Genomic DNA, 24,340 nt, shown 5'->3' with positions numbered 1-24,340 from the left:
AGCAACAATGCCGTATACACCGATGAGCGATCTTGGACAGCAGGGCCTGTTTGACATCACGCGCACACTTTTACAACAGCCCGATCTCGGCGCGCTGAGCGATGCCCTGACGCGGCTGGTCAGGCAATCAGCGCTGGCGGACAGCGCCGCCATTGTGCTCTGGCATAGCGCAACCCACCGCGCGAGCTATTTCTCAACGCGTGATAACGGCAAAATCTTCGAATATGAAGATGAAACGTTTCTGGCCCACGGCCCGGTGCGGCGTATCCTCTCCCGCCCGGAAGCGCTGCACTGCAATTTTGACCAGTTTCGCCAGGCCTGGCCGAAGCTGGCAGAGAGCAATCTTTACCACCCGTTCGGCCACTACAGCATGCTGCCGCTGGCGGTGGAAGGGCAAATTTTTGGCGGCTGCGAGTTTATCCGCGATACCGACCAGCCCTGGAGCGAGGCGGAGTACGAACGCCTGCACACCTTTACCCAGATTGTGGCCGTTGTCGCGGAGCAGATCCAAAGCCGCGTCACCAATAACGTGGATTACGACCTGCTGAGCCGCGAGCGCGATAACTTCCGCATTCTGGTTGCCATCACCAACGCCGTGCTCTCCCGCCTGGACATGGATGAGCTGGTCAGCGAAGTGTCAAAAGAGATCCATCACTATTTTAAAATCGATGCCATCAGCATTGCGCTACGCGGCAACCGGAAAGGCAAGCTGAACATCTACTCCACCCACTACCTTGATGAAGCCAACCCGGCGCACGAGCAGAGCGAAGTGGACGAAGCGGGAACGCTGTCCGAGCGGGTATTTAAAAGCAAAGAGATCCTGCTGCTCAATCTCAATGAACAGGATCCGGTAGCCCCCTACGAGCGGATGTTGTTCAACACCTGGGGCAACAAGATCCAGACCCTGTGCCTGCTGCCGCTGATGTCCGGCAACACCATGCTCGGCGTGCTTAAACTGGCGCAGTGCGATGAAGCCGTATTTACCACCGCTAACCTGAAGCTGCTGCGCCAGATCGCCGAGCGTATCTCCATTGCGCTGGATAACGCCCTCGCCTATCAGGAGATCCATCGCCTGAAGGAGCGGCTGGTGGACGAAAACCTGGCGCTGACCGAGCAGCTCAACAACGTGGACAGCGAGTTTGGCGAAATCATCGGGCGCAGCGATGCCATGTACAGCGTCCTTAAGCAGGTGGAAATGGTGGCGCAGAGCGACAGCACGGTGCTGATCCTCGGTGAAACCGGCACCGGGAAAGAGCTGATTGCCCGGGCGATCCACAACCTGAGCAACCGCAACAGCCGCCGGATGGTGAAGATGAACTGCGCGGCGATGCCTGCGGGCTTACTGGAAAGCGACCTGTTCGGCCACGAGCGTGGCGCCTTTACCGGCGCCAGCAGCCAGCGGCTGGGCCGTTTTGAACTGGCGGATAAAAGCTCGTTGTTCCTCGACGAAGTGGGCGATATGCCGCTGGAGCTTCAGCCCAAGCTGCTGCGCGTTTTGCAGGAGCAGGAGTTCGAGCGCCTCGGCAGCAACAAGCTGATCCAGACCGACGTGCGTCTGATTGCCGCCACCAATCGCGATCTGAAAAAAATGGTCGCCGACCGCGAGTTTCGCAGCGATCTTTACTATCGCCTGAACGTCTTCCCGATCTGCCTGCCGCCGCTGCGCGAGCGCCCGGAAGATATTCCGCTGCTGGTGAAAGCCTTTACCGCGAAGATTGCCCGCCGGATGGGGCGAAATATCGACAGTATTCCTGCCGAAACGCTACGCACACTCTCGGCGATGGAGTGGCCGGGGAACGTGCGCGAGCTGGAAAACGTCATTGAACGCGCGGTCCTGCTGACCCGCGGGAACGTGCTCCAGCTCTCCCTGCCAGAGGTTACTCCTTCTGAAACGACCGTGACCGCAACCGAGCTTGCGAAAGAGGGAGAAGATGAATATCAGCTCATTATGCGAGTGCTGAAGGAGACCAACGGCGTGGTAGCCGGACCGAAAGGTGCGGCGCAACGGCTGGGTCTGAAGCGTACCACCCTGCTCTCGCGCATGAAGCGTCTGGGAATCGATAAAGAGAGCCTGAATTAACCCGTCATTCCGGCGACGTCGCCCTGCGCGTAATTTGTCGCCCACTGCGGCGCGGAGCCGGTTATTTTTTGGGCCGATACTTTTCGGGTAATTCCGGAACCGGACGGCGATCGTCGATCAGATGACGGATGGTCAGAATCGGATGGCGCCATAACATACGTGGCCCTGCCCAGCGCATCACCTGCTTCATCTCTTCCCGTCGGGCGGGCTGATAACAGTGCACAGGGCACTGTTTGCAGGCAGGTTTTTCCTCACCAAACACGCATTTATCCAGCCGCTTATCGGCATAAGCCTTGAGCGCCGAATAGTGCCCCTCTTCTTTTATGGCGTGCGGACACCTGTTTTCGTACAGGGCGATCATTCTGGCGATCGTCTTTTTTTCTCGTGAAATACGTTTACCGGACATAACGTCGTCCTCAACAATAAAGTGCATTTATAATACCCTTTTATCCGCACATTTTCAGTCATTGCATTCCATTTTCTGAAGCGCCCTTCCAGAATTACCCCGCCCCCCGCTGCGTTTTACTGGTATTTTATACAGGCATAAATAACCACCTTTGACCGCATTCACCGGAGAGCTTATGCAAGAGATCGCGATCGCCAAACCCTATCGTCACTTGAAAGTGGGTTACTTCAGAAAACGTCATGAAGACCGTAAAACGAAAATTCCAAAACGCTACAGCGTACACGCAGCGCTGAGCCTGAAAGGCGACTGGCTTGAGCAAGCGGGATTTACCACCAACTCGCAGGTTCGGGTGGGCGTCGAGCACGGGAAAATCATCATTGAATTAATGGTGGAAGATGCCTCGTAAAGTCGTGACTTTTTTCTGCGCCGCACCTTTTTTTCATGCGACAATAGAAGGAACAATCGGCCATTGAGCCGCTCAAAGCGTAATATTTTCAAAGAAATGGATATCATAACTCCATGAGCACAATCGACAATTTCGACGCGCATACGCCAATGATGCAGCAGTACCTGAAGCTGAAGGCACAGCATCCGGAAATTTTGCTGTTTTACCGTATGGGCGATTTTTACGAGCTTTTTTATGACGATGCGAAACGTGCGTCTCAGCTGCTCGACATTTCCCTGACGAAACGTGGCGCGTCAGCAGGCGAGCCCATCCCGATGGCAGGTATCCCGCATCACGCGGTTGAAAACTATCTGGCGAAGCTGGTGAACCAGGGTGAGTCTGTCGCTATCTGCGAACAAATTGGCGACCCGGCCACGTCGAAAGACCCCGTTGAGCGCAAAGTCGTACGCATCGTGACGCCGGGAACCATCAGTGATGAGGCCCTGCTTCAGGAGCGCCAGGATAACCTGCTGGCGGCGATCTGGCAGGACGGTAAAGGGTTTGGCTACGCCACGCTGGATATCAGCTCCGGTCGTTTTCGCCTGAGTGAACCGGCTGACCGTGAAACCATGGCGGCTGAACTACAGCGCACCAATCCGGCAGAACTGCTTTATGCAGAGGATTTCGCCGAGACGGCGCTGATTGAAGGTCGCCGCGGCCTGCGTCGTCGTCCACTGTGGGAGTTCGAAATTGATACCGCGCGCCAGCAGCTGAACCTGCAATTTGGCACGCGAGATTTGATTGGCTTTGGCGTAGAAAACGCCCCGCGCGGGCTGTGTGCCGCAGGCTGCCTGTTGCAGTACGTTAAGGATACGCAGCGTACCGCCCTGCCCCATATCCGTTCCATTACCATGGAGCGTCAGCAGGACAGCATCATCATGGATGCCGCCACGCGCCGCAACCTGGAGATCACTCAGAACCTCGCTGGCGGCATGGAAAATACGCTGGCGTCGGTTCTCGACAGCACGGTTACCCCCATGGGCAGCCGTATGCTCAAACGCTGGCTGCATATGCCGATCCGCAATACCGACACGCTGATCGGCCGCCAGCAAACCATTGCCGCATTGCAGGATCGTTACACCGACTTGCAGCCGGTGCTGCGTCAGGTGGGTGATCTTGAGCGTATCCTGGCGCGCCTGGCACTGCGCACCGCGCGTCCACGCGATCTTGCCCGTATGCGTCACGCGTTCCAGCAGTTGCCGGAACTGCGTGCTCAGCTGGGAGAGATCGACAGCGCGCCAGTGCAGAAGCTGCGCGAAACCATGGGCGAATTTACCGAGCTTCGCGAACTGCTGGAACGCGCCATCATTGATGCGCCGCCTGTTCTGGTGCGGGATGGCGGGGTTATTGCTCCAGGTTATAACGAAGAGCTGGACGAATGGCGTGCGCTGGCCGATGGCGCGACGGATTATCTGGATAAGCTGGAAATCCGCGAGCGTGAACGTCTGGGGCTCGACACCCTGAAAGTCGGCTACAACGCGGTACACGGTTACTATATCCAGATCAGCCGTGGGCAGAGTCACCTGGCGCCGATTCACTACGTTCGCCGCCAGACGCTGAAAAATGCCGAGCGCTACATTATTCCCGAGCTGAAAGAGTACGAAGACAAAGTGCTCACGTCGAAAGGTAAAGCGCTGGCGCTGGAGAAACAGCTGTATGACGAGCTGTTTGACATCCTGATGCCGCACCTGGCTGACCTGCAACTGAGCGCCGCTGCGCTGGCCGAGCTGGATGTCCTGGTAAACCTGGCCGAGCGCGCCGATACGCTGAACTACACCTGTCCGACCTTTACTGACAAACCCGGCATTCGCATTACCGAAGGCCGCCACCCGGTGGTTGAGCAGGTGCTGAACGAGCCGTTTATTGCCAACCCGTTGAACCTGTCACCGCAGCGAAGAATGCTGATCATTACCGGTCCCAACATGGGCGGTAAAAGTACCTATATGCGCCAGACAGCCCTTATCGCGCTGCTCGCCTACATCGGCAGCTACGTTCCGGCGCAGAAGGTTGAGATTGGCCCTATCGACCGTATCTTCACCCGTGTGGGTGCTGCGGACGATCTGGCGAGCGGTCGCTCTACCTTTATGGTCGAGATGACCGAAACCGCCAACATTCTGCATAACGCGACAGAGAACAGTCTGGTGTTGATGGACGAAGTAGGACGCGGTACCTCCACCTATGACGGCCTGTCCCTGGCCTGGGCGTGCGCGGAAAGTCTGGCAAATAAAATCAAGGCGCTGACGCTGTTCGCAACGCACTATTTCGAACTGACACAGCTGCCAGAGAAAATGGAAGGCGTGGCTAACGTCCACCTTGATGCGCTTGAGCACGGCGACACCATCGCCTTTATGCACACGGTGCAGGACGGCGCGGCAAGCAAGAGTTATGGCCTGGCCGTCGCGGCGCTGGCGGGCGTGCCAAAAGAGGTGATCAAGCGCGCGCGTCAGAAACTGCGTGAACTGGAAAGTTTGTCACCGAATGCGGCGGCGACGCAGATAGATGGTACGCAGATGTCACTGCTGGCGGTCCCGGAAGAGACCTCTCCGGCCGTGGAAGCGCTGGAAAATCTCGACCCGGATACCCTGACGCCGCGACAGGCGCTGGAGTGGATTTATCGGTTGAAGAGTCTGGTTTAGTTCTCTGCGGTCTTTTTTGCCGGGTGGCGGCTTCGCCTTACCCGGCCTACAAAACCCGTAGGCCCGGTAAGCGTAGCGCCACCGGGCAAAGGACCGCACAATATTATCGCCCGGTAAGCGCAGCCGCCACCGGGCTTTTTTTACAGCAGCGGCGGGATCGTCGGCACCTGCGGCGCCTCATCAATATCCTTCTGCGTCATGCGGAACGCTTCCGGGTAATGCTCGCGGCTGGTACGGCGCAGCGGTTCGGTATCGCGCCAGGTATACAGACAGTGCTGACACTGGTATACCGTCCAGACACCTTTCACCGGTGATGTTGCCATCACTTCAATATGTTCATCGGCACAACGTGGACAAATCATTTTTTCCTCCTTATTGACGTGCCGCCAGCATCGCGGTCAGTTTTTCGGCCCAGGCTTTGGTTTCAGGGAGATCCTGTACCGGCTGGCTGTAGTGACCACGATTGTCCGGGGCAACAGGGGTGGTGGCATCAATGATCAGCTTGTCAGTGATCCCCGCCGGGCTGGAGCCGGGGTCAAGCTCGAGCACAGACATATTCGGTAGCTGTACCAGATCGCCTGCCGGATTGACCTTCGATGACAGCGCCCACATCACCTGTGGCAGGTTAAACGGATCGACATCTTCATCCACCATAATCACCATCTTCACGTAACCCAGACCGTGTGGCGTGGTCATGGCGCGGAGCCCGACCGCACGGGCAAAACCGCCGTAACGCTTTTTAGTGGAGATAATCGCCAGCAGACCGTGGGTGTACATGGCGTTCACCGCCTGCACTTCCGGGAATTCCGCCTTCAGCTGCTGATAGAGCGGTACGCAGGTGGCGGGCCCCATCAGATAATCAATTTCGGTCCACGGCATGCCCAGGTAGAGAGATTCGAAAATCGGTTTAGTGCGGTAAGAAACTTTGTCGATACGCACAACCGTCATGTTGCGCCCGCCGGAGTAGTGACCGGTAAACTCACCGAAGGGACCTTCAATTTCACGTTTCCGGCCTTCAATCACCCCTTCCAGGATCACTTCCGACCCCCACGGCACATCGAAACCGGTCAGCGGAGCCGTCGCAATCGGATACGGGCTTTCACGTAGCGCACCGGCCATCTCATACTCGGACTGATCGTATTTCAGCGGCGTGGCGCCCATCAGGGTGATGATCGGATCGTTACCCAGCGTAATGGCAATTGGCAGGTCTTCGCCGCGCTCTTCTGCCTTATGCAGATGCAACGCAATATCGTGCATCGGCACCGGTTGCAGGCCGAGCTTACGCTTGCCCTTCACTTCCATACGATAGATCCCGACGTTCTGCTTGCCGAAGTGATCGGGGTCGAGCGGATCGCGGGAGACAACGCATGCTTTATCGAGATAAAAGCCCCCGTCACCGTCGTTCAGGCGGAACAGCGGCAGAATGTCGAACAGATTAATGTCTTCCCCGTCCACCGTGTTCTGCGCCCAGGCCGGGTTTGCACGACGCTCTGGCGCGACGGGAAATTTGTCCCAGCGACGAATAAACTCGTCGATCTGTTTTTTCACCGGGGTATTCGCCGGCAGCCCCATCGAAATAGCGTGGTTTTGCCACGAGCCGATAGTGTTCATCACCACACGGGCATCGGTGAAACCGCGAATATTATCGAACCACAGCGCAGGCGCGCCATCGCCAATGCGCCCGGTAGCGTTGGCGGCCGCCGCTAAATCCGGCTCAGCGTTTACCTCTTCCTCAATTTTCAGCAGCTGCCCTTGCTCATCGAGCGCCTGCAAGAAGCTTCTCAAATCATCAAATGCCATCTTTATTCTCCTGTGAAAAATGTTTCGCTGCCTGCAAACCTTCCCAGCGTCGGGCTTTTTTATGCTCCAGACCGAACTGGTCGAGAACGCGGGTCACGATATGATGGGTAATGTCATCGGCGGTTTGCGGGTGGTTGTAGTACGCAGGCATAGGCGGCACCATCGCCACGCCCATGCGGGAAAGGGCAAGCATGTTCTCGAGATGGATGGTGCTGAGCGGCGTCTCACGGGGAACCAGCACCAGCTTGCGTCCCTCTTTCAGCACCACGTCTGCCGCACGCCCCTACCAGCCCTTCGGCGTAGCCCGCGCGGATACCCGCAAGCGTTTTCATGCTGCACGGGATGACGATCATGCCGTCGGTGCGAAACGAGCCGGAGGAGATGGTGGCAGCCTGATCGGCCGGGCTATGGACGACATCCGCCAGGGCAGCAACGTCATGCGCAGTGAAGGGCGTTTCCAGCTCAATCGTGGTTTTTGCCCACTTCGACATCACCAGATGCGTTTCCACCTCCGGCATTTCCCGCAGCGCCTGCAACAACGCCACGCCTAATGGCGCACCCGTTGCGCCCGTCATTCCCACAATCAATCTCATTCAGCACCTCAATTGGTTTGTTCGTATACGAACATATTAATTAAACTACGCCTTGATCCTGCTGCTGACAATATCGTTCGTATACGATCACACTAATCGCTAAAAAACTCTCGCGTTAAAATTCAGCCCGAGAGCGGCTATCATAGAGGGAGTATTTTTCCGTCGGAGTGTCCATGGAGTTAAGACAAGAAGCTTTTCACCTGCTACGTCAGCTTTTTCAACAGCATACCGCCCAGTGGCAGCACGCATTGCCCGAACTAACAAAGCCACAGTATGCGGTGATGCGGTCAATTGCTGAAAATCCTGGCATTGAGCAGGTTGCCCTGACTGAAGTCGCTGTGAGCACCAAAGCGACGCTGGCAGAAATGCTGAGCCGCATGGAAGCACGCGGCCTGGTCAGGCGCGAGCACGATCCGGCGGACAAGCGCCGTCGGTTTGTCTTTCTGACGGCCGAAGGTGAGGCCCTGCTTGAGAGCAGTAAACCGATTGGAAATGAGGTGGATGAGACGTTTTTAGGGCGCCTTAACGGCGCGGAACGAGAGCAATTTTCAGCGCTCATTAAAAAGATGATGCAGGGTTAAGTAACCCTGACGCGCATAAAATCAATAAATGTTCGCACTTTCGCGGGCACATGCCGGGCATCAGGATAAACGGCATAGATGCCCTGCTGAGCGAACGTGTACGCCGGTAACAGCGAGACCAGTTCCCCTGCATCCAGTGCGTTTCGCACCAGCCACTCCGGCAGCAGCGCCACTCCACATCCCGCGAGGACAAAAGCCATCAGCGCCTGGGCGCTGTCTGCATACAGGCGCGGCGCTTTCTTGATCTCAAAGGAAACCGGCTGCCCATCAACGCCTCTCATCTGCCAGCGCAGCGGCGAGGTTAAACGCTCGTGAATGATCCAGTCCGCTTCCGCCAGCTGCTCCAGCGAGTTAACCGGATGGTTTGCCAGCCAGCCTGGCGTTGCCACGGGCAGGATGGTGAAGGAGGTCATCAACGCGGCGTGGTAGCGCGAATCTGCAAGCGTGCCGAGCCGGATAGCGACATCGAAGCGCTCGGCGATAAGATCGGCATGCAAAGAGGACGAGACATGCCGCACGCGAAGGTCCGGGTGCAACTGGCTAAATTCAGCCAGCAAAGGCACCACCACCTGCGAGCCATATTCGGGCGTGGTGGTGATCCGCAGTTCTCCCGTCAGCCCGGCGTGGTTGGCGCGAACGTCATCCTGCAATCGCTCTGCATCCCGTAACAGCATCACGCTTCGTTGATGAAAGAGCTTCCCCGCCTCGGTCAGCGTCAGGCGTCGGGTGGTTCGCAGCAACAGGGTGACGCCCAGCTCCTCTTCAAGCTGACGAATATGAAAGCTGACCACCGCTTTTGTCAGCCCCATCGCCTCCGCCGCGGCGGTGAAACTGCCGGTGTCCGCTACGGCGATAAACATCGCCGTACGCTGTAAATTAAGCATCGCTTGCCTGGTTAACTGTCAAAATAATGTTGACAGTATATCGTGCTTTGTCGCGTTTATCCGTAACGCGCGGACCGATACGATACGCCACCTCACCGGAGGAACTTCCATGACGTATCGCAGCAAAATCGCCGTCGTCTTTCTGCTCGGCTTTTTCCTTGATTTGATAAACATGTTTATTGCCAGCGTCGCCTTTCCGGCGATGGCTCGCGCTTTCAATACCACACCTTCCGCGCTTACCTGGGTAAGTAACGGATACATTGCCGGACTGACGTTAGTCATCCCTTTCAGCAGTATCCTGACGCGCCGCGTCGGGCCGAAACGCGTTATCCTGCTCTCACTGCTTCTCTTTAGCGCGGCCTCCGTTGCGGCGGGTCTCTCCTCTTCGCTGGAAAGTCTGATTGCCTGGCGAGTCGTACAGGGCGCCGGAGGCGGTTTACTGATCCCGGTTGGTCAGGCGCTGACCTGGCAACAGTTTAAGCCTCATGAGCGGGCCAGACTCTCCTCGGCGGTGATGCTGGTCGCGCTGCTTGCCCCCGCCTGCTCACCGGCTGTGGGCGGCATGCTGGTTCAGACATTCAGCTGGCGCTGGATATTTTTTGCCACCCTGCCCGTCGCCATTGTCACCTTTGCTTTGGCCTGCGCGTGGCTTAAAACAGAACCGTCGCCGATAAACACCACCAGGGCAGTAAACCTGTCTTTGCTGACGGATCCGCTGTTGCGCTTATCCATGCTTATCTATGTGTGCGTACCCGGCATCTTTATCGGCGTGAACGTAACGGGCATGTTTTACCTCCAGAGCGAGGCCAATATGACGCCCGCTGCAACGGGCATGCTTATGCTGCCGTGGTCTGTGGCTTCGTTTTTGGCTATCACCGCGACAGGACGCTATTTCAACCGTATCGGCCCCCGGCCGCTGGTGATCATCGGTTGCCTTTTGCAGGCGACGGGCATTCTGCTTTTAGTTAACGTCGGCCCGGCTATGCTGTTACCTGCCGTTGCATTTACGTTGATGGGCGCGGGGGGAAGTCTTTGCAGCAGTACGGCTCAGAGCAGCGCGTTTTTGACGATGCGACCGGAAGATATGCCCGATGCCAGCGCGCTATGGAATCTGAATCGTCAGTTGAGCTTTTTTGCGGGCGCCCTGCTGCTGGCGCAGGCGCTGAGCTTCATGCAGGATTATCTCGCGCCGCTGGCCGCCTGGCACGGGATGTTTGTTTTTGCCGCAGCCATCACCCTACTGCCCGTACTGTACGTCTACCGTCTTAACAACACGCAGTTACTTGCGCAACTGCAACAGGAGCAACCATGACCCATTTCGAACAAGAGATCCTCGACATTCACGTCGCCCTTGAAAACTGGTTAGGGGCAGGCGAAAGCGATCGGGACGCCCTGCTCGCCCGTTTCCGTCCGGATTTTCTGATGGTTCCACCGAGTGGCAACCCTTTAGATCATCACGCGCTTGCCCAATTTTTATATGCGCAGCGGGGAACCCGCCCCGGGCTCAGGATCGACATTGATGCGTTAACAACGCTTCAGACATGGGACAACGGCGCGGTGCTCCATTACCGGGAGACGCAAACCCGGCCAGGCCAGGCCGTCAACGTGCGCTGGTCAACCGCGGTGCTTAATCAGGAAGGGGATAACATCACCTGGCGTTTGCTGCACGAAACGGCGCAGCCGTAAGGCATAAAAAAGGCCCGTCTCACGACGGGCCTTTTCTGACGAATGGTTGCTTACTCGCGGAACAGCGCTTCGATATTCAGACCTTGCCCTTGCAGGATTTCACGCAGGCGGCGTAGGCCTTCAACCTGAATCTGACGAACACGTTCACGGGTCAGGCCAATCTCACGGCCGACGTCTTCCAGTGTCGCAGCTTCATACCCCAGTAAACCGAAACGACGTGCCAGCACTTCACGCTGTTTAGCGTTCAGTTCGAACAGCCATTTGACGATGCTCTGTTTCATGTCATCGTCCTGCGTGGTGTCTTCCGGGCCGTTGTCTTTTTCATCGGCCAGGATGTCCAGCAGCGCTTTTTCGGAGTCGCCACCCAGCGGGGTGTCAACCGAGGTAATGCGCTCGTTGAGACGCAGCATACGGCTTACGTCATCAACCGGTTTGTCGAGTTGTTCTGCAATCTCTTCCGCACTTGGCTCGTGGTCCAGTTTATGGGACAACTCGCGCGCGGTACGCAGATAAACATTCAACTCTTTGACGATGTGGATCGGCAGTCGAATCGTACGGGTCTGGTTCATAATAGCCCGTTCGATGGTCTGACGAATCCACCAGGTCGCGTAGGTTGAGAAACGGAACCCGCGTTCCGGGTCAAACTTCTCAACTGCGCGGATGAGACCTAAGTTGCCCTCTTCAATCAGATCCAGCAGAGCCAGACCACGATTGCCGTAACGGCGGGCAATTTTCACGACCAGTCGCAGGTTACTTTCGATCATGCGACGACGCGAGGCAACATCACCACGCAAAGCACGACGTGCGAAATAGACTTCTTCTTCGGCCGTTAGCAGTGGGGAGTAACCAATCTCCCCAAGGTAAAGCTGAGTCGCGTCCAGCACACGCTGTGTGGCACCCTGCGATAACAGCTCTTCTTCAGCCAAATCGTTATCACTGGGTTCCTCTTCTACTAAGGCTTTTTCGTCAAAAGCCTCTGCTCCGTTCTCATCAAATTCCGCGTCTTCATTTAAATCATGAACTTTCAGCGTATTCTGACTCATAAGGTGGCTCCTACCCGTGATCCCTGGACGAGACACCCTGGCTGGCATGCTCCGTCAATTTATCGCTGCGGTAAATATTGCAGCGGGTTTACGGATTTCCCCTTGTAACGAATTTCAAAATGCAAGCGTGTAGAACTGGTTCCGGTGCTACCCATGGTAGCGATTTTTTGCCCCGCCTTAACTTCTTGTTGTTCCCGGACCAGCATAGTGTCGTTATGGGCGTAGGCACTCAGGTAATCATCATTATGTTTGATGATAATAAGATTACCGTAACCGCGCAGTGCGTTACCGGCATAGACAACGCGCCCGTCTGCGGTCGCGATGATTGCCTGTCCTTTACTGCCTGCGATATCGATCCCTTTGTTGCCCCCCTCAGAGGTAGCGAAGTTCTCGATAATCTTGCCGTCAGTTGGCCAGCGCCAGGTGGTGATTGACGAGCTGGCATTCTGACTGCTTGCAGTCGGTACAGTAGAGCTAACCACAGGTGCCGTAGTCGGTGCTGTGACAACAGTCGCAGTACCTTTATTATTCGGCAACATTTTGTTAGCACTCTGATCACCTGAATCCTCAGAATACGTAATTACAGGTTGTGAAGCAACCACCGTGGTGGTTTTTTGTGCAGGGGTGACGCTGTTATTTTGCGCAGTTACGTCGGCCGCTGAAACGGTGTTGCCTGGCGTAAGCGGTGTCCCCGTCGCGTTGCCAACCTGAAGCGTTTGCCCGACTTCCAGAGCGTACGGGGCCTGGACGTTGTTTCGCTGTGCCAGATCGCGGAAATCGTTCCCGGTGATCCAGGCAATATAGAACAGCGTATCGCCGCGCTTCACGGTATAGGTGCTGCCGCCGGTATAGCTACCTTTCGGAATGTTCCCATACTTACGGTTATACACTATGCGGCCATTTTCGGTCTGAACAGGCTGATCCACTGGCTGAATCTGCGAAGGCTGCGTAACTGGACGCTGGACCGGCTGGATCTGCGGAGTTTGCTGCGCCGTGGACGTGCCCATTTTAGGCGGAGGGGTAATCAACATTCCGCTGGACGTGTTACCCGAGCCGCTGGTTCCATTGACGGAACTGACGGGCGCAGGTGCATTGTCAGAACTTGTACAGCCTGCCAGCCAGAGCGAAACCAGTGATAATGCCGCAACACGGCTGATGGTGAATTTTGGGCTTCCCGCGCTCATTTATCCCCCAGGAATGTGTTAACTACCAGTGACTTAAAAATAACCGTGATGGCACGAACCTATCGCGCCACACCATACGCTGAATTTGCCTCAATAACCCTGGAAAAATCCGAGTCTCAGGCCAGCTCGCCCTTAACCAGGGGCACAAAGCGCACGGCTTCCACGGTATCGATAATAAACTCGCCGCCGCGTCGACGAACGCGCTTTAAAAGCTGCTGCTCATCGCCGACGGGCAAAACTAGAATGCCGCCCTCGTCCAGCTGCGAGAGAAGTGCAGCGGGAATTTCAGGTGGCGCGGCCGTGACTATTATGGCGTCAAACGGGGCGCGAGCCTGCCAACCCTGCCATCCATCGCCGTGGCGTGTCGATACATTATGTAAATCAAGCTGTTTCAGGCGACGGCGCGCCTGCCACTGCAAGCCTTTAATCCGTTCCACGGAACAGACATGGTGCACAAGGTGGGCCAGGATCGCGGTCTGATACCCTGAACCGGTGCCAATTTCCAGCACCCGGGAGTCTGGCGTTAACTCCAGAAGCTCCGTCATACGCGCCACCATGTAAGGCTGCGAAATCGTCTGGCCTTGCCCGATGGGCAGCGCCACGTTTTCCCACGCTTTGTGTTCAAACGCCTCATCTACAAACTTCTCACGGGGAACCTGGGCAAGCGCATCCAGCACCTGCTCGTTGGCGATCCCCTGTGCGCGTAATTGTTCCAGAAGAGTTTGTACACGTTTACTTACCATTGCGCGTTCACTCCGACCCGATCTAACCAGTCCGACACCACATCATGCGCGCTATAAGCGGTTAAATCTACGTGCAACGGCGTAACGGAAACGTAACCCTCATCCACCGCAGCGAAGTCGGTGTCTGGCCCGGCATCGCATTTATCTCCCGGCGGGCCGATCCAGTACAGGGTATTGCCGCGCGGATCCTGCTGGGGAATAACCTGATCGGCCGGATGGCGACTGCCGCAGCGCGTCACGCGGATCCCTTTGATCTCGTCCAGCGGGAGATCCGGCACGTTAATATTGAGGATACGTCCGGTACGCAGCGGCTCGCGGCCAAGCGCACGGAGAATAGAGCAGGTTACCGCGGCGGCAGTGTCATAGTGGGTGTGGCCGTTTAACGAGACCGCCAGCGCCGGGAACCCCAGGTGACGCCCCTCCATCGCCGCGGCCACGGTGCCGGAGTAAATCACATCATCGCCAAGATTCGGCCCGGCATTGATGCCGGAGACCACAACATCCGGCCGCGGGCGCATCAGCGCATTTACGCCCAGAAACACGCAGTCGGTCGGCGTCCCCATCTGGACGGCAATATCGCCATTCTCAAAGGTAAAGGTGCGAAGTGAAGACTCCAGCGTCAATGAGTTAGACGCGCCACTGCGGTTACGATCGGGAGCCACGACCTGCACATCCGCAAATTCGCGGAGGTGTTTCGCCAGCGTCTGAATACCTGGCGCATGGATCCCGTCATCGTTACTCAGCAATATTCGCATAATCACCCGACGTGTTGATAAGTTCCCTGACAACACTGGTGGCAAAGCTACCTGCCGGCAGCCAGAAGCGTAACTCGACGGTTACGTCATCCCACCAGTTCCAGCTCAGCTGTTGCGGGTAGAGGAGCATCGCACGGCGCGCCGCCTCGACTTTTTCCCGCACCAGCAATGATTGTAATTCTGGCGCATCCGCCACCGCTGACTGCTCAGCGGCCAGCGCCTCGCCCTGGGTTCCCCAGTCGCCTGAGCCCGGCAAGGCGGCGGTAATCATCAACGCTTTAGCGTCCACGCGCGACTGGGCATCGGCCATCTCATCGGCCGTTGCCACAAACCAGCTTCCGCGTCCCGCTAATTGTAGCGCATCGCCGACAACAACTTGATTCGCGTCCGGTTTTTTCAGCCGTTCGCTCACAATCTGATTAAACAACGCACTGCGGGCTGCCGACAACCAAAAACTGCGTTTATTCCTGTCGCGCACCGGCGCGCTGCTTTGCGCCCAGCGCAGCGCGCCCAGCAGGTTGCTGCCACCAATGCCAAAGCGCTGTGCGCCAAAATAGTTTGGCACGCCGCGTTCGGTAATGGCCTTCAGGCGTTTTTCAACGTCATCGCGGTCGGTCACTTCACGCAGCACCAGCGTGAAATCGTTGCCTTTCAACGCTCCCGGACGCAATTTGCGTTTGTGGCGGGCATACTCCAGTACCTTACAGCCCTCAAGCTCAAATTTGCTTAAATCGGGCATAGCATTGCCGGGCACGCGGGCGCAAAGCCACTGTTCGGTCACGGCATGCTTATCCTTTTGACCGGCAAAGCTCACCTCGCGGGCGTGAATGTTGAGGAATTTTGCCAGCGCGTCCGCCACGAAGCGGGTGTTGCAGCCGTTTTTCAGAATGCGCACCAGGATGTGCTCGCCTTCGCCATCCGGCTCAAAACCCAGATCTTCCACTACCACGAAATCTTCAGGGTTGGCTTTCAGCAGACCCTTGCCCTGCGGTTTACCGTGCAGATACGTCAGGTTGTCGAAATCCGTCATTTGACCGCCTTCACCAGCAGCGCCACGGCTTCACAGGCAATGCCTTCGCCACGACCGGTAAAGCCCAGCTTCTCCGTGGTGGTCGCTTTGACGTTGACGTCGTCCATATGGCAGCCCAGATCTTCAGCGATAAACACGCGCATCTGAGGGATGTGCGGCAGCATCTTCGGTGCCTGAGCAATAATCGTCACATCAACGTTGCCGAGGGTGTAGCCTTTGGCCTGAATACGACGCCAGGCTTCGCGCAGCAGTTCGCGGCTGTCTGCGCCTTTAAAAGCAGGATCGGTGTCCGGGAACAGTTTGCCAATGTCGCCCAACGCGGCGGCACCCAGCAGCGCGTCGGCCAGCGCATGCAGCGCCACGTCGCCATCAGAATGCGCCAGCAAACCTTTTTCGTATGGAATGCGCACGCCGCCAATGATAATTGGGCCAACGCCGCCAAAGGCGTGTACATCAAAACCGTGTCCAATACGCATTATGCCTTCTCCTGAGGGGTCGTACGGGTAAGATAAAATTCCGCGAGCTGTAAGTCTTCCGGGCGCGTCACTTTTATATTATCAGCGCGCCCTTCAACAAGCGTTGGGTGGAAACCGCAATACTCCAGCGCCGAGGCTTCGTCCGTAATGGTCGCACCTTCTTTAAGCGCACGCGTTAAGCAGTCGTGGAGTAATTCGCGGGGAAAAAATTGTGGCGTCAGCGCGTGCCAGAGATCGACGCGCTCGACGGTGTGGGCAATCGCCGGTTTACCCGGTTCGGCACGCTTCATGGTGTCACGCACCGGGGCGGCCAAAATGCCGCCCACGTTACTGGTTTCACTCAGGGCCAGCAGACGTGACAGATCGTCGTGATGCAGACAGGGACGCGCGGCATCGTGCACCAGCACCCACTGCGCGTTCCCGGCAGCCTGAATGCCCGCCAGAACAGAGTCGGCCCGCTCGGCGCCGCCGTCAACAACGGTAATCTGAGGATGATTTGCCAGCGGGAGTTGCGCAAAACGCGCATCGCCGGGGCTGATGGCAATAACCACGCGTTTCACCCGGGCATGCGCCAGCAGCGCTGCCACGGCGTGCTCGAGGATCGTTTTATCACCAATTGAGAGGTACTGCTTGGGACACTCTGTCTGCATGCGCCGGCCAAAACCTGCGGCCGGCACCACGGCACAGACGTCCGAAAAAGTTGCTGCCATGTCGTAATCCTGGGCCTGATTATCGATTGTTTTGTGCGGAGCCCTGATTGCGTTTAGACGCATCCGGAACCAGGCGATAAAACGTTTCGCCCGGCTTAGTCATACTGAGTTCATTGCGTGCGCGCTCCTCAATCGCCTCCTGGCCGCCATTGAGGTCATCAATTTCAGCAAAAAGTTGATCGTTACGCGCTTTAAGTTTGGCGTTTGTCGCCTGCTGTGCCGCGACGTCATCGCTCACCCGGCTGTAGTCGTGCAGTCCGTTTTTGCCGAACCACAGCGAATATTGCAGCCAGACCAGCAAAGCCAGCAACAGCAGCGTTAGTTTACCCATCCTGCCCCCTGAAAAAACGGCATCATCATCCCATAACTTTCCGCTGGACTCTACTGCGGGGTTTTAATTATGCCGTAAGTTAGCCCATCAGCCATAAAAACAGCAGGCCAAAGATGACCACAACGGTGGCGATAGTGATGAAAGTACTATACAGGAGCTTGCCGTTGAAAAGGGAGTGCAGCGCCACGCCCACAACCACCGCAACGGGCATCAGCGCCAGAAAGAAAGGCCAGGTATAGAGGAAGAAAAAGAGGGTGTTACCACCGTAGATCAAAAACGGGATACCCAGCGCCAGTAGCCACGATACGAAGCCGACTATCGCCCCAGGGAAGGACCAGGTCGTTTCGTCGTCGGTCGTTAACGGTTCCGACCCGGTGGTAATCATGTAGTTTTCACTGTTGCGCATAGCTAATCCTGTGACCGTGACTCATCGCTCGGGAAGACAGCTCCCGAACGATACCGTCTCAGGATCTGATAATATCGTCCCGTCTGAGCAGGTCTAATAATTGGCTTACTAAATTTGTTACCAATTGTTGACCTTCCAGATGAATCTCAGGGGATTCAGGCGCTTCGTAAACCGAGTCAATGCCGGTGAAGTTTCGCAGCTCTCCCGCGCGGGCTTTTTTATACAGCCCTTTCGGATCGCGCGCTTCGCAGATTGCCAGCGGGGTATCCACAAACACTTCAATAAAGCGATTCTGCCCCACGCGCTCGCGCACCATCTGACGTTCGGCGCGGTGCGGTGAGATAAACGCCGTCAGCACCACCAGCCCGGCGTCCGCCATCAGGCTGGCGACTTCGCCCACCCGACGAATGTTCTCTTTACGATCTTCATCGCTGAACCCTAAATCGCTGCACAGGCCGTGACGCACGTTGTCGCCGTCCAGCAAGTAGGTGCTCACCCCCTGCTGATGCAGCGCCTCTTCCAGTGCGCCTGCCACCGTGGATTTACCGGAGCCAGACAGCCCGGTAAACCACAGCACAACCCCACGGTGACCGTGGAGCTGTTCGCGCTGGGCGACGGTGACCGGATGAGGATGCCAGACGACGTTCTCATCATGGGCGGCCATCACTTGCCTCCCAGCAGATCGCGTGCGCCCCAGTGCGGGAAGTGCTTACGCACCAGCGCGTTCAGTTCCAGCTCGAAGGCGCTGAACTCAGACGTCACGCTCGCCTGTGCGTCAGGCTCGCGGACCATGCCGGCACCGACGGTGACGTTGGTCAGGCGGTCAATGAAGATCAGCCCGCCCGTCACCGGATTCTGCTGATACGGATCCAGCACCAGCGGCTCGTCGAAGGTCATATCCACCAGACCGATGCCGTTCAGCGGCAGCTCGCTCACGTCACGGTGGGTCAGGTTGTTGATGTCCACCTGGAACTGAATGCCGTCCACGCGGGCGCGGGTTTTCTTGCCGGCGATTTTAATGTCATAGCTCTGGCCTGCGGTCAGCGGCTGTTCGGCCATCCACACTACATCCACGGATGCGCCCTGCACCGCCGCCAGCGTTTCCTGAGCGTCGACCAGCAGGTCGCCGCGGCTGATATCAATTTCGTCTTTCAGTACCAGGGTTACCGCTTCACCTGCCCCGGCTTCGTCCAGATCGCCATCAAAGGTGACGATACGGGCGATGGTCGATTCCACGCCGGATGGCAGCACCTTGACGCGCTGACCCACCTTCACGGAGCCTGAAGCGAGAGTACCGGAGAAGCCGCGGAAATCGAGGTTCGGACGGTTCACGTACTGCACCGGGAAGCGCATCGGCTGGGTATCGACCACGCGCTGAATTTCAACGGTTTCCAGCACTTCCAGCAGCGTCGGGCCGCTGTACCACGGCATGTTCGCGCTCTGAGAGGCGACGTTATCCCCTTCCAGCGCCGACAGCGGCACAAAGCGAATATCGAGGTTGCCCGGCAGCTGTTCAGCAAAGGTCAGGTAGCTCTGGCGGATCTCGTCGAAACGCGCTTCGCTGTAGTCCACCAGATCCATTTTGTTCACCGCCACCACCAGATGCTTGATCCCCAGCAGCGTAGAGATAAAGCTGTGACGACGAGTCTGATCCAGCACACCTTTACGGGCGTCGATCAGCAGGATCGCCAGGTCACAGGTGGACGCGCCGGTCGCCATGTTACGGGTGTACTGCTCGTGCCCCGGGGTGTCGGCGATAATAAATTTGCGCTTTTCGGTAGAGAAGTAGCGATAGGCGACATCAATGGTAATGCCCTGCTCGCGCTCCGCCTGCAAGCCGTCCACCAGCAGCGCCAGGTCGAGTTTTTCGCCCTGGGTGCCGTGGCGTTTACTGTCATTGTGCAGGGAAGAGAGCTGATCTTCGTAGATCTGGCGCGTGTCGTGCAGCAGACGACCAATCAGGGTACTTTTCCCGTCATCCACGCTGCCGCAGGTCAGGAAACGCAGCAGGCTTTTGTACTGTTGGGCGTGCAGATAAGCTTCTACGCCGCCTTCATCGGCAATTTGTTGGGCAATAGTCGTATTCATGGCGGCTCCTTAGAAATAACCCTGACGTTTCTTCAGCTCCATGGAGCCTGCCTGGTCGCGGTCAATCACGCGGCCCTGTCGCTCACTGGTGGTCGACACCAGCATCTCCTCGATGATCTCGGGCAGCGTCTGCGCACTGGATTCCACCGCGCCGGTCAGCGGCCAGCAGCCGAGAGTACGGAAACGGACCATCTGTTTTTTGATCACTTCGCCCGGCTGTAAATCAATGCGATCGTCGTCGATCATCATCAGCATGCCGTCGCGCTCCAGCACCGGGCGCTCGGCCGCCAGATACAGCGGAACGATCTCAATATTTTCCAGATAGATGTACTGCCAGATATCCAGCTCGGTCCAGTTGGAGAGCGGGAAGACGCGAATGCTTTCGCCCTTGTTGATCTGGCCGTTGTAGTTGTGCCACAGCTCCGGACGCTGGTTTTTCGGGTCCCAGCGGTGGAAGCGGTCGCGGAAAGAGTAGATACGCTCTTTGGCGCGGGATTTCTCTTCGTCACGTCGCGCGCCGCCGAAGGCCGCATCAAAACCGTATTTATTCAGCGCCTGCTTCAGCCCTTCGGTTTTCATGATGTCGGTATGCTTGGCGCTGCCGTGCACGAACGGGTTGATGCCCATCGCCACCCCTTCCGGGTTTTTGTGCACCAGCAGCTCGCAGCCGTAGGCTTTGGCGGTACGGTCACGAAACTCGTACATCTCGCGGAATTTCCAGCCGGTATCCACGTGTAACAGCGGGAACGGCAGCGTACCCGGATAAAACGCTTTGCGCGCCAGGTGCAGCATGACGCTGGAATCTTTACCGATGGAGTACATCATCACCGGGTTAGAAAACTCGGCGGCCACTTCGCGGATAATGTGGATACTTTCCGCTTCGAGCTGCCGCAGGTGAGTAAGTCGTTTTTGGTCCATAACCGTTCCTTAAGCCAAATTTATAACAGAAGCGCCAAAGCCTTCTGTGTCGGTTGTGTGTTGGAACCAGGCGAGCGTGCTGTGCAGCTGCACCACTTCGCCCACCACGATCAGGGCGGGCATTGGGGCGTCTTTCGCCAGGGTTGCAAGGTCTTGTAAGGTGCCGATGGCGACATGCTGATCGACGCGTGTCCCGCGGGAGATCACCGCTACCGGCGTCGTCGCATCGCGACCGTGCTGAATAAGCTGTTCGCTGATGTCAGCCGCTTTCATCGTGCCCATATAAATCGCCAGCGTTTGTCGGCTCTGGGCGAGATGCGACCAGTCAAACGGCGTGCTGTCGGCTTTATAGTGCCCGGTCACAAAGGTCACGCTCTGGGCGTAATCGCGATGGGTCAGCGGAATACCGGCGTAGGCCGTGACGGCAGACGCCGCCGTAATACCGGGAACCACCTGGAACGGGACGCCCGCTTCGGCTGCCGCCTGCAACTCCTCGCCACCACGACCGAAGATAAACGGGTCGCCCCCTTTCAGGCGCACCACGGTCTTGCCCGCTTTCGCAGCGGCAATCAGCATCTGGTTGGTGTCGTGCTGGGGCACGGAGTGCTCGCCGGCACGTTTGCCGACGCAAATTTGCTCCGCGTCACGGCGGATCAGCTCGCGAATACCGTCGGTGACCAGGTGGTCATAGAACACGACATCCGCATCCTGTAGAACCTGGAGGCCACGCAGCGTGAGCAGCCCGGCATCCCCCGGCCCGGCGCCCACCAGAATGATCTCTCCGCCCGTACTGCCGGGGTTATCCAGTTCGTCTTCGAGAATTTGTTGCGCCGCCGTCTCGTTACCGGCCTGCATCAGGCTGGCAAAGCGGCCGCGAAACACACGCTCCCAGAAGCGACGGCGTTCCGTCACGCTGGTCAGACGCGTTTTCAAATGGTTGCGCCAGTAGCTGGCCTTCTCCGCCATGCGTCCGAGGCTGGTCGGCAGCAGCGCTTCGATTTTTTCTCTCAGCACGCGCGCCAGCACCGGGGCGGTGCCGCCGGAGGAGATCGCCACCAGCAGCGGCGAGCGGTCGACAATCGACGGGAAGATAAATGAGCATAACGGCTGGTCGTCTACCACGTTCACCAGACGGTGACGGGCCTGGGCTGCGTCGGAGATGCGGCGGTTGAGCGCCCGATCTTCGGTTGCCGCAATCACCAGCACCACGCTGTCGATCTGAGACTCTGCAAAATCCGCCTCTGCAACAATCTGCACCTGCGCCCCGGCGCGTTGCAGGAAGGCGATTTTGCGATCGGCAATTTCACCCGTCCCGACAACCAGTACCGGTCGGTCTTTTAAGGCAGCAAAAAGGGGGAGATAGTCCACAGGCAACAACTCACTAACAACCACGAATAAAGGGACTATAGGGGGCGGCTTAGATCGAATGAAATTACGAATTGGAATGAGTAGTTACTCAATGGAATAACGCCGTGGAAAAGCAAATATCAAAAAGTGCTTAACACGCGAAATTTCGGGCATTTAGGAGCAATTCAAATTGTGTCTACCCGATCACAGTTTCATACTATGCGGGTTAAAATTTTGCTCTGTTTTTAAGGACTCACTATGTTTTCCGCAATGCGCCACCGATTCGTTGCCCTGGCGCTCGGCGTTTGCTTTATCCTTCCGGCTCAGGCAAAAAATCAATCTTACGGTGAAATAGCCAGTATGCAGGCGCGGCATATTGCGACGGTCTTTCCGGGCCGTATGACCGGAACCCCAGCCGAGATGCTCTCGGCAGACTATATCCGTCAGCAATTTGCGGATATGGGCTATGAGAGCGACATTCGCGCTTTCCACAGCCGCTACATCTATACCACACGCAATAAAACGCAAAACTGGCATAACGTAACCGGCAGCACGGTCATTGCCGCGCACGAAGGAAAGGCGGCTGAGCAGATTATTATTATGGCGCACCTTGATACCTACACGCCGTTGAGCGACGCCGATGTCGATAATAACCTCGGCGGGCTGACGCTTCAGGGACTGGATGACAATGCGGCGGGGCTGGGCGTGATGCTTGAGCTGGCCGAACGCCTGAAGAATATTCCGACGAAATACAGCATTCGCTTTGTTGCGACCAGCGGCGAAGAAGAAGGAAAACTCGGCGCTGAGAATCTCCTTAAGCGCATGAGCGCTGAGGAGAAGAAAAATACGTTGCTGGTGATTAACCTCGATAATCTGATCGTGGGGGATAAGCTCTATTTTAATAGCGGACAGAGCACGCCGAGCAGCGTACGTAAACTCACCCGCGACCGCGCGCTGGCGCTTGCCCGCACGCATGGCGTCTATGCCGCGACAAATCCGGGCGGTAACCCGCAGTATCCTAAAGGCACAGGCTGCTGTAATGACGGTGAAGTGTTTGATAAGGCGGGCATTCCGGTGCTGTACGTCGAGGCGACGAACTGGGCGCTGGGCAAAAAAGATGGCTATCAGCAGCGCAGCAAATCGAAAGCCTTTCCGGACGGGACCAGCTGGCATGATGTGCGGCTGGATAATCAGCAGCACATTGATAAAGCGCTGCCGCAGCGGATTGAGCACCGCAGCCGGGATGTCGTGAAGGTGATGCTGCCGCTGGTGAAGGAGCTGGCGAAAGCGGGGAAAGCCTGAGGCAATTAAGCCCGGTGGCGCTGCGCTTACCGGGCCTACAACGGCACGAAACGTAGGCCCGGTAAGGCGTAGCCGCCACCGGGCGAAACGACATTACCCTTCGTGCAGCCCGCACTCGCGCTTCAGCCCAAAGAATCGCGTCTCTTCTTCCGCCATTCCCGGTTCCCATTTACGCGTGGTGTGGGTGTCGCCTACCGACAGGTAGCCTTGATCCCACAGCGGATGGTACTTCAGCCCGTGCTTTTGCAGATACTGGTACACCGTGCGGTTATCCCAGTCGATGATCGGCAGCACTTTGAACACGCCGCGCTGCACCGCCAGCACCGGCAGCGTTGCCCGGCTCCCGGACTGCTCGCGGCGCAGGCCCGCGAACCAGGTCTGAGCGTTCAACTCTTTCAGCGCCCGGTTCATCGGCTCGACCTTGTTGATCTCATTGTATTTCTCAATGCCCTCAACGCCCTGTTCCCACAGCTTGCCGTAGCGCGCCTCCTGCCAGGCCGCGCTTTCCGTCGCGCGGTAAACTTTGAGGTTCAGCTTGAGCTTGTCCGTCAGCTCGTCAATAAACTGGTAGGTCTCCGGGAACAGATAGCCGGTATCGGTGAGGATCACCGGTATGTCCGGGCGGATCCGATTCACCAGGTGCAGGCTGACCGCCGCCTGGATGCCAAAGCTTGACGACAGCACATAGTCACCCGGCAGGTTTTCCAGCGCCCACGCCACGCGCCCTTCGGCGTCGAGTTTTTCCAGCTGGGCGTTGGTTTCTGCCAGGGCCAGAATGCGTTCGACTTTTGGCAGGTCATTAAGGGCGTTTAGATCGAGTACGGACATAAGAACCTCGTTTGCCTGTTTTGCCGGGCGGCACTGCGTTTGCCCGGCCTACAAAACCCGTAGGCCCG

At 57.3% G+C, this 24,340-nt stretch carries 26 protein-coding genes and 1 pseudogene; 8 read left to right on the top strand and 19 right to left on the bottom strand.

The genetic code is table 11. The features are described from left to right. The first annotated feature begins 7 nt into the window (after window positions 1-7). Window positions 8-2,080, top strand: a complete 2,073-nt coding sequence (gene flhA / locus SK62_RS04260; protein WP_017382808.1) for a formate hydrogenlyase transcriptional activator FlhA — start codon at window positions 8-10, stop codon at window positions 2,078-2,080. Window positions 2,081-2,141: 61 nt separating this feature from the next. Here the strand turns inward: flhA and SK62_RS04255 are convergent, their stop codons facing one another. Further along, window positions 2,142-2,486, bottom strand: a complete 345-nt coding sequence (locus SK62_RS04255) for a nitrous oxide-stimulated promoter family protein (RefSeq protein WP_022649174.1) — start codon at window positions 2,484-2,486, stop codon at window positions 2,142-2,144. Window positions 2,487-2,661: 175 nt separating this feature from the next. On the opposite strand from SK62_RS04255, the gene SK62_RS04250 reads away from it, so the two are divergent. Both SK62_RS04250 and mutS read left to right on the top strand, forming a co-directional pair. Beyond that, the gene (locus SK62_RS04250; protein ID WP_017692767.1) at window positions 2,662-2,892 is read left to right on the top strand and encodes a SymE family type I addiction module toxin; all 231 of its coding nucleotides are present in this window, start codon (window positions 2,662-2,664) and stop codon (window positions 2,890-2,892) included. A 113-nt stretch (window positions 2,893-3,005) separates the two neighbouring features. Then, window positions 3,006-5,567, top strand: a complete 2,562-nt coding sequence (gene mutS / locus SK62_RS04245) for a DNA mismatch repair protein MutS (RefSeq protein WP_048249302.1) — start codon at window positions 3,006-3,008, stop codon at window positions 5,565-5,567. 140 nt (window positions 5,568-5,707) lie between these two features. Here the strand turns inward: mutS and SK62_RS04240 are convergent, their stop codons facing one another. The 3 genes and pseudogenes from SK62_RS04240 to SK62_RS04230 form a co-directional block, all read right to left on the bottom strand. Next, window positions 5,708-5,929 (bottom strand): non-oxidative hydroxyarylic acid decarboxylases subunit D, encoded by a 222-nt coding sequence (locus SK62_RS04240; RefSeq protein WP_003862116.1) that lies wholly within the window; start codon window positions 5,927-5,929, stop codon window positions 5,708-5,710. Between the two features lie 10 nt (window positions 5,930-5,939). After that, window positions 5,940-7,367 carry a non-oxidative hydroxyarylic acid decarboxylases subunit C gene (locus SK62_RS04235; RefSeq protein WP_015571702.1) on the bottom strand — a complete coding sequence of 476 codons (1,428 nt, stop codon included), beginning with the start codon at window positions 7,365-7,367 and terminating at the stop codon, window positions 5,940-5,942. After that, a pseudogene (locus SK62_RS04230) lies at window positions 7,357-7,960 on the bottom strand (non-oxidative hydroxyarylic acid decarboxylases subunit B). Before SK62_RS04230 ends, SK62_RS04235 begins: the two are co-directional and overlap by 11 nt. A gap of 173 nt (window positions 7,961-8,133) precedes the next feature. Between SK62_RS04230 and SK62_RS04225 the strand changes: the two are divergent. Continuing rightward, window positions 8,134-8,541, top strand: coding sequence for a MarR family winged helix-turn-helix transcriptional regulator (locus tag SK62_RS04225; RefSeq protein WP_047719248.1), 408 nt, complete (start codon window positions 8,134-8,136; stop codon window positions 8,539-8,541). On the opposite strand, the gene SK62_RS04220 is transcribed toward SK62_RS04225, so the two are convergent. Beyond that, entirely contained in the window at window positions 8,538-9,425 is an 888-nt protein-coding gene (locus SK62_RS04220) for a LysR family transcriptional regulator (RefSeq protein ID WP_047055856.1), read from the bottom strand. The genes SK62_RS04225 and SK62_RS04220 overlap by 4 nt on opposite strands. A gap of 109 nt (window positions 9,426-9,534) precedes the next feature. Here SK62_RS04220 and SK62_RS04215 point away from each other — a divergent pair, with 109 nt between their 5' ends. Next, window positions 9,535-10,737 (top strand): MFS transporter, encoded by a 1,203-nt coding sequence (locus SK62_RS04215; protein WP_045333214.1) that lies wholly within the window; start codon window positions 9,535-9,537, stop codon window positions 10,735-10,737. Then, the gene (locus tag SK62_RS04210; RefSeq protein WP_045331246.1) at window positions 10,734-11,111 is read left to right on the top strand and encodes a DUF4440 domain-containing protein; all 378 of its coding nucleotides are present in this window, start codon (window positions 10,734-10,736) and stop codon (window positions 11,109-11,111) included. The genes SK62_RS04215 and SK62_RS04210 overlap by 4 nt, the downstream gene beginning before the upstream one ends. A 50-nt stretch (window positions 11,112-11,161) precedes the next feature. On the opposite strand, the gene rpoS is transcribed toward SK62_RS04210, so the two are convergent. Together rpoS and nlpD are read right to left on the bottom strand one after the other, a co-directional pair. Next, window positions 11,162-12,154 (bottom strand): RNA polymerase sigma factor RpoS, encoded by a 993-nt coding sequence (rpoS, locus tag SK62_RS04205; RefSeq protein ID WP_013098493.1) that lies wholly within the window; start codon window positions 12,152-12,154, stop codon window positions 11,162-11,164. A 59-nt stretch (window positions 12,155-12,213) separates the two neighbouring features. Continuing rightward, window positions 12,214-13,287 carry a murein hydrolase activator NlpD gene (nlpD, locus tag SK62_RS04200; RefSeq protein WP_223259309.1) on the bottom strand — a complete coding sequence of 358 codons (1,074 nt, stop codon included), beginning with the start codon at window positions 13,285-13,287 and terminating at the stop codon, window positions 12,214-12,216. Here nlpD and SK62_RS23110 point away from each other — a divergent pair. Next, window positions 13,220-13,360 (top strand): peptidase, encoded by a 141-nt coding sequence (locus SK62_RS23110; RefSeq protein WP_223230135.1) that lies wholly within the window; start codon window positions 13,220-13,222, stop codon window positions 13,358-13,360. The two genes, nlpD and SK62_RS23110, sit on opposite strands and share 68 nt — an antisense overlap. 94 nt (window positions 13,361-13,454) lie before the next feature. Here SK62_RS23110 and SK62_RS04195 read toward each other — a convergent pair whose 3' ends face one another. The 11 genes from SK62_RS04195 to cysG form a co-directional block, all read right to left on the bottom strand. Beyond that, on the bottom strand, window positions 13,455-14,081 hold the full coding sequence (locus SK62_RS04195) for a protein-L-isoaspartate(D-aspartate) O-methyltransferase (protein WP_015571709.1): 627 nt from the start codon (window positions 14,079-14,081) through the stop codon (window positions 13,455-13,457). Next, window positions 14,075-14,836: a 5'/3'-nucleotidase SurE gene (gene surE, locus SK62_RS04190; protein WP_017382816.1), complete on the bottom strand. Its 762-nt coding sequence runs from the start codon at window positions 14,834-14,836 to the stop codon at window positions 14,075-14,077. Before surE ends, SK62_RS04195 begins: the two co-directional genes overlap by 7 nt. Then, window positions 14,817-15,866 carry a tRNA pseudouridine(13) synthase TruD gene (truD, locus tag SK62_RS04185; protein WP_017382817.1) on the bottom strand — a complete coding sequence of 350 codons (1,050 nt, stop codon included), beginning with the start codon at window positions 15,864-15,866 and terminating at the stop codon, window positions 14,817-14,819. Before truD ends, surE begins: the two co-directional genes overlap by 20 nt. Further along, entirely contained in the window at window positions 15,863-16,342 is a 480-nt protein-coding gene (gene ispF / locus SK62_RS04180; RefSeq protein WP_048249299.1) for a 2-C-methyl-D-erythritol 2,4-cyclodiphosphate synthase, read from the bottom strand. The genes truD and ispF overlap by 4 nt, the downstream gene beginning before the upstream one ends. Continuing rightward, on the bottom strand, window positions 16,342-17,052 hold the full coding sequence (gene ispD / locus SK62_RS04175) for a 2-C-methyl-D-erythritol 4-phosphate cytidylyltransferase (RefSeq protein WP_017692759.1): 711 nt from the start codon (window positions 17,050-17,052) through the stop codon (window positions 16,342-16,344). Before ispD ends, ispF begins: the two co-directional genes overlap by 1 nt. Before the next feature lie 19 nt (window positions 17,053-17,071). Continuing rightward, a complete protein-coding gene (gene ftsB / locus SK62_RS04170) occupies window positions 17,072-17,383 on the bottom strand; it encodes a cell division protein FtsB (RefSeq protein WP_003862095.1) in 312 nt (103 codons plus the stop codon). Window positions 17,384-17,462: 79 nt separating this feature from the next. Then, a complete protein-coding gene (locus SK62_RS04165; RefSeq protein WP_023304328.1) occupies window positions 17,463-17,789 on the bottom strand; it encodes a DUF3561 family protein in 327 nt (108 codons plus the stop codon). A gap of 58 nt (window positions 17,790-17,847) precedes the next feature. Beyond that, on the bottom strand, window positions 17,848-18,453 hold the full coding sequence (cysC, locus tag SK62_RS04160) for an adenylyl-sulfate kinase (protein WP_015571713.1): 606 nt from the start codon (window positions 18,451-18,453) through the stop codon (window positions 17,848-17,850). Next, window positions 18,453-19,877 (bottom strand): sulfate adenylyltransferase subunit CysN, encoded by a 1,425-nt coding sequence (gene cysN / locus SK62_RS04155; RefSeq protein ID WP_015571714.1) that lies wholly within the window; start codon window positions 19,875-19,877, stop codon window positions 18,453-18,455. Before cysN ends, cysC begins: the two co-directional genes overlap by 1 nt. 9 nt (window positions 19,878-19,886) lie before the next feature. Continuing rightward, the gene (cysD, locus tag SK62_RS04150; protein ID WP_006811770.1) at window positions 19,887-20,795 is read right to left on the bottom strand and encodes a sulfate adenylyltransferase subunit CysD; all 909 of its coding nucleotides are present in this window, start codon (window positions 20,793-20,795) and stop codon (window positions 19,887-19,889) included. Between the two features lie 9 nt (window positions 20,796-20,804). Beyond that, window positions 20,805-22,163 carry a siroheme synthase CysG gene (cysG, locus tag SK62_RS04145; RefSeq protein ID WP_047719247.1) on the bottom strand — a complete coding sequence of 453 codons (1,359 nt, stop codon included), beginning with the start codon at window positions 22,161-22,163 and terminating at the stop codon, window positions 20,805-20,807. Between the two features lie 237 nt (window positions 22,164-22,400). On the opposite strand from cysG, the gene SK62_RS04140 reads away from it, so the two are divergent. Continuing rightward, window positions 22,401-23,444, top strand: a complete 1,044-nt coding sequence (locus SK62_RS04140; RefSeq protein ID WP_015571715.1) for an aminopeptidase — start codon at window positions 22,401-22,403, stop codon at window positions 23,442-23,444. Window positions 23,445-23,537: 93 nt separating this feature from the next. On the opposite strand, the gene cysH is transcribed toward SK62_RS04140, so the two are convergent. Continuing rightward, a complete protein-coding gene (gene cysH / locus SK62_RS04135) occupies window positions 23,538-24,272 on the bottom strand; it encodes a phosphoadenosine phosphosulfate reductase (RefSeq protein ID WP_017382820.1) in 735 nt (244 codons plus the stop codon). Window positions 24,273-24,340: the final 68 nt, after the last annotated feature.

It is taken from the genome of Enterobacter sp. BIDMC109, assembly GCF_001037885.1.
GTDB lineage: Bacteria > Pseudomonadota > Gammaproteobacteria > Enterobacterales > Enterobacteriaceae > Enterobacter > Enterobacter hormaechei_C.
The sequence above is the reverse complement of the archived record's forward strand: the minus strand, read 5'-3'. Positions and strand labels throughout refer to the sequence as shown.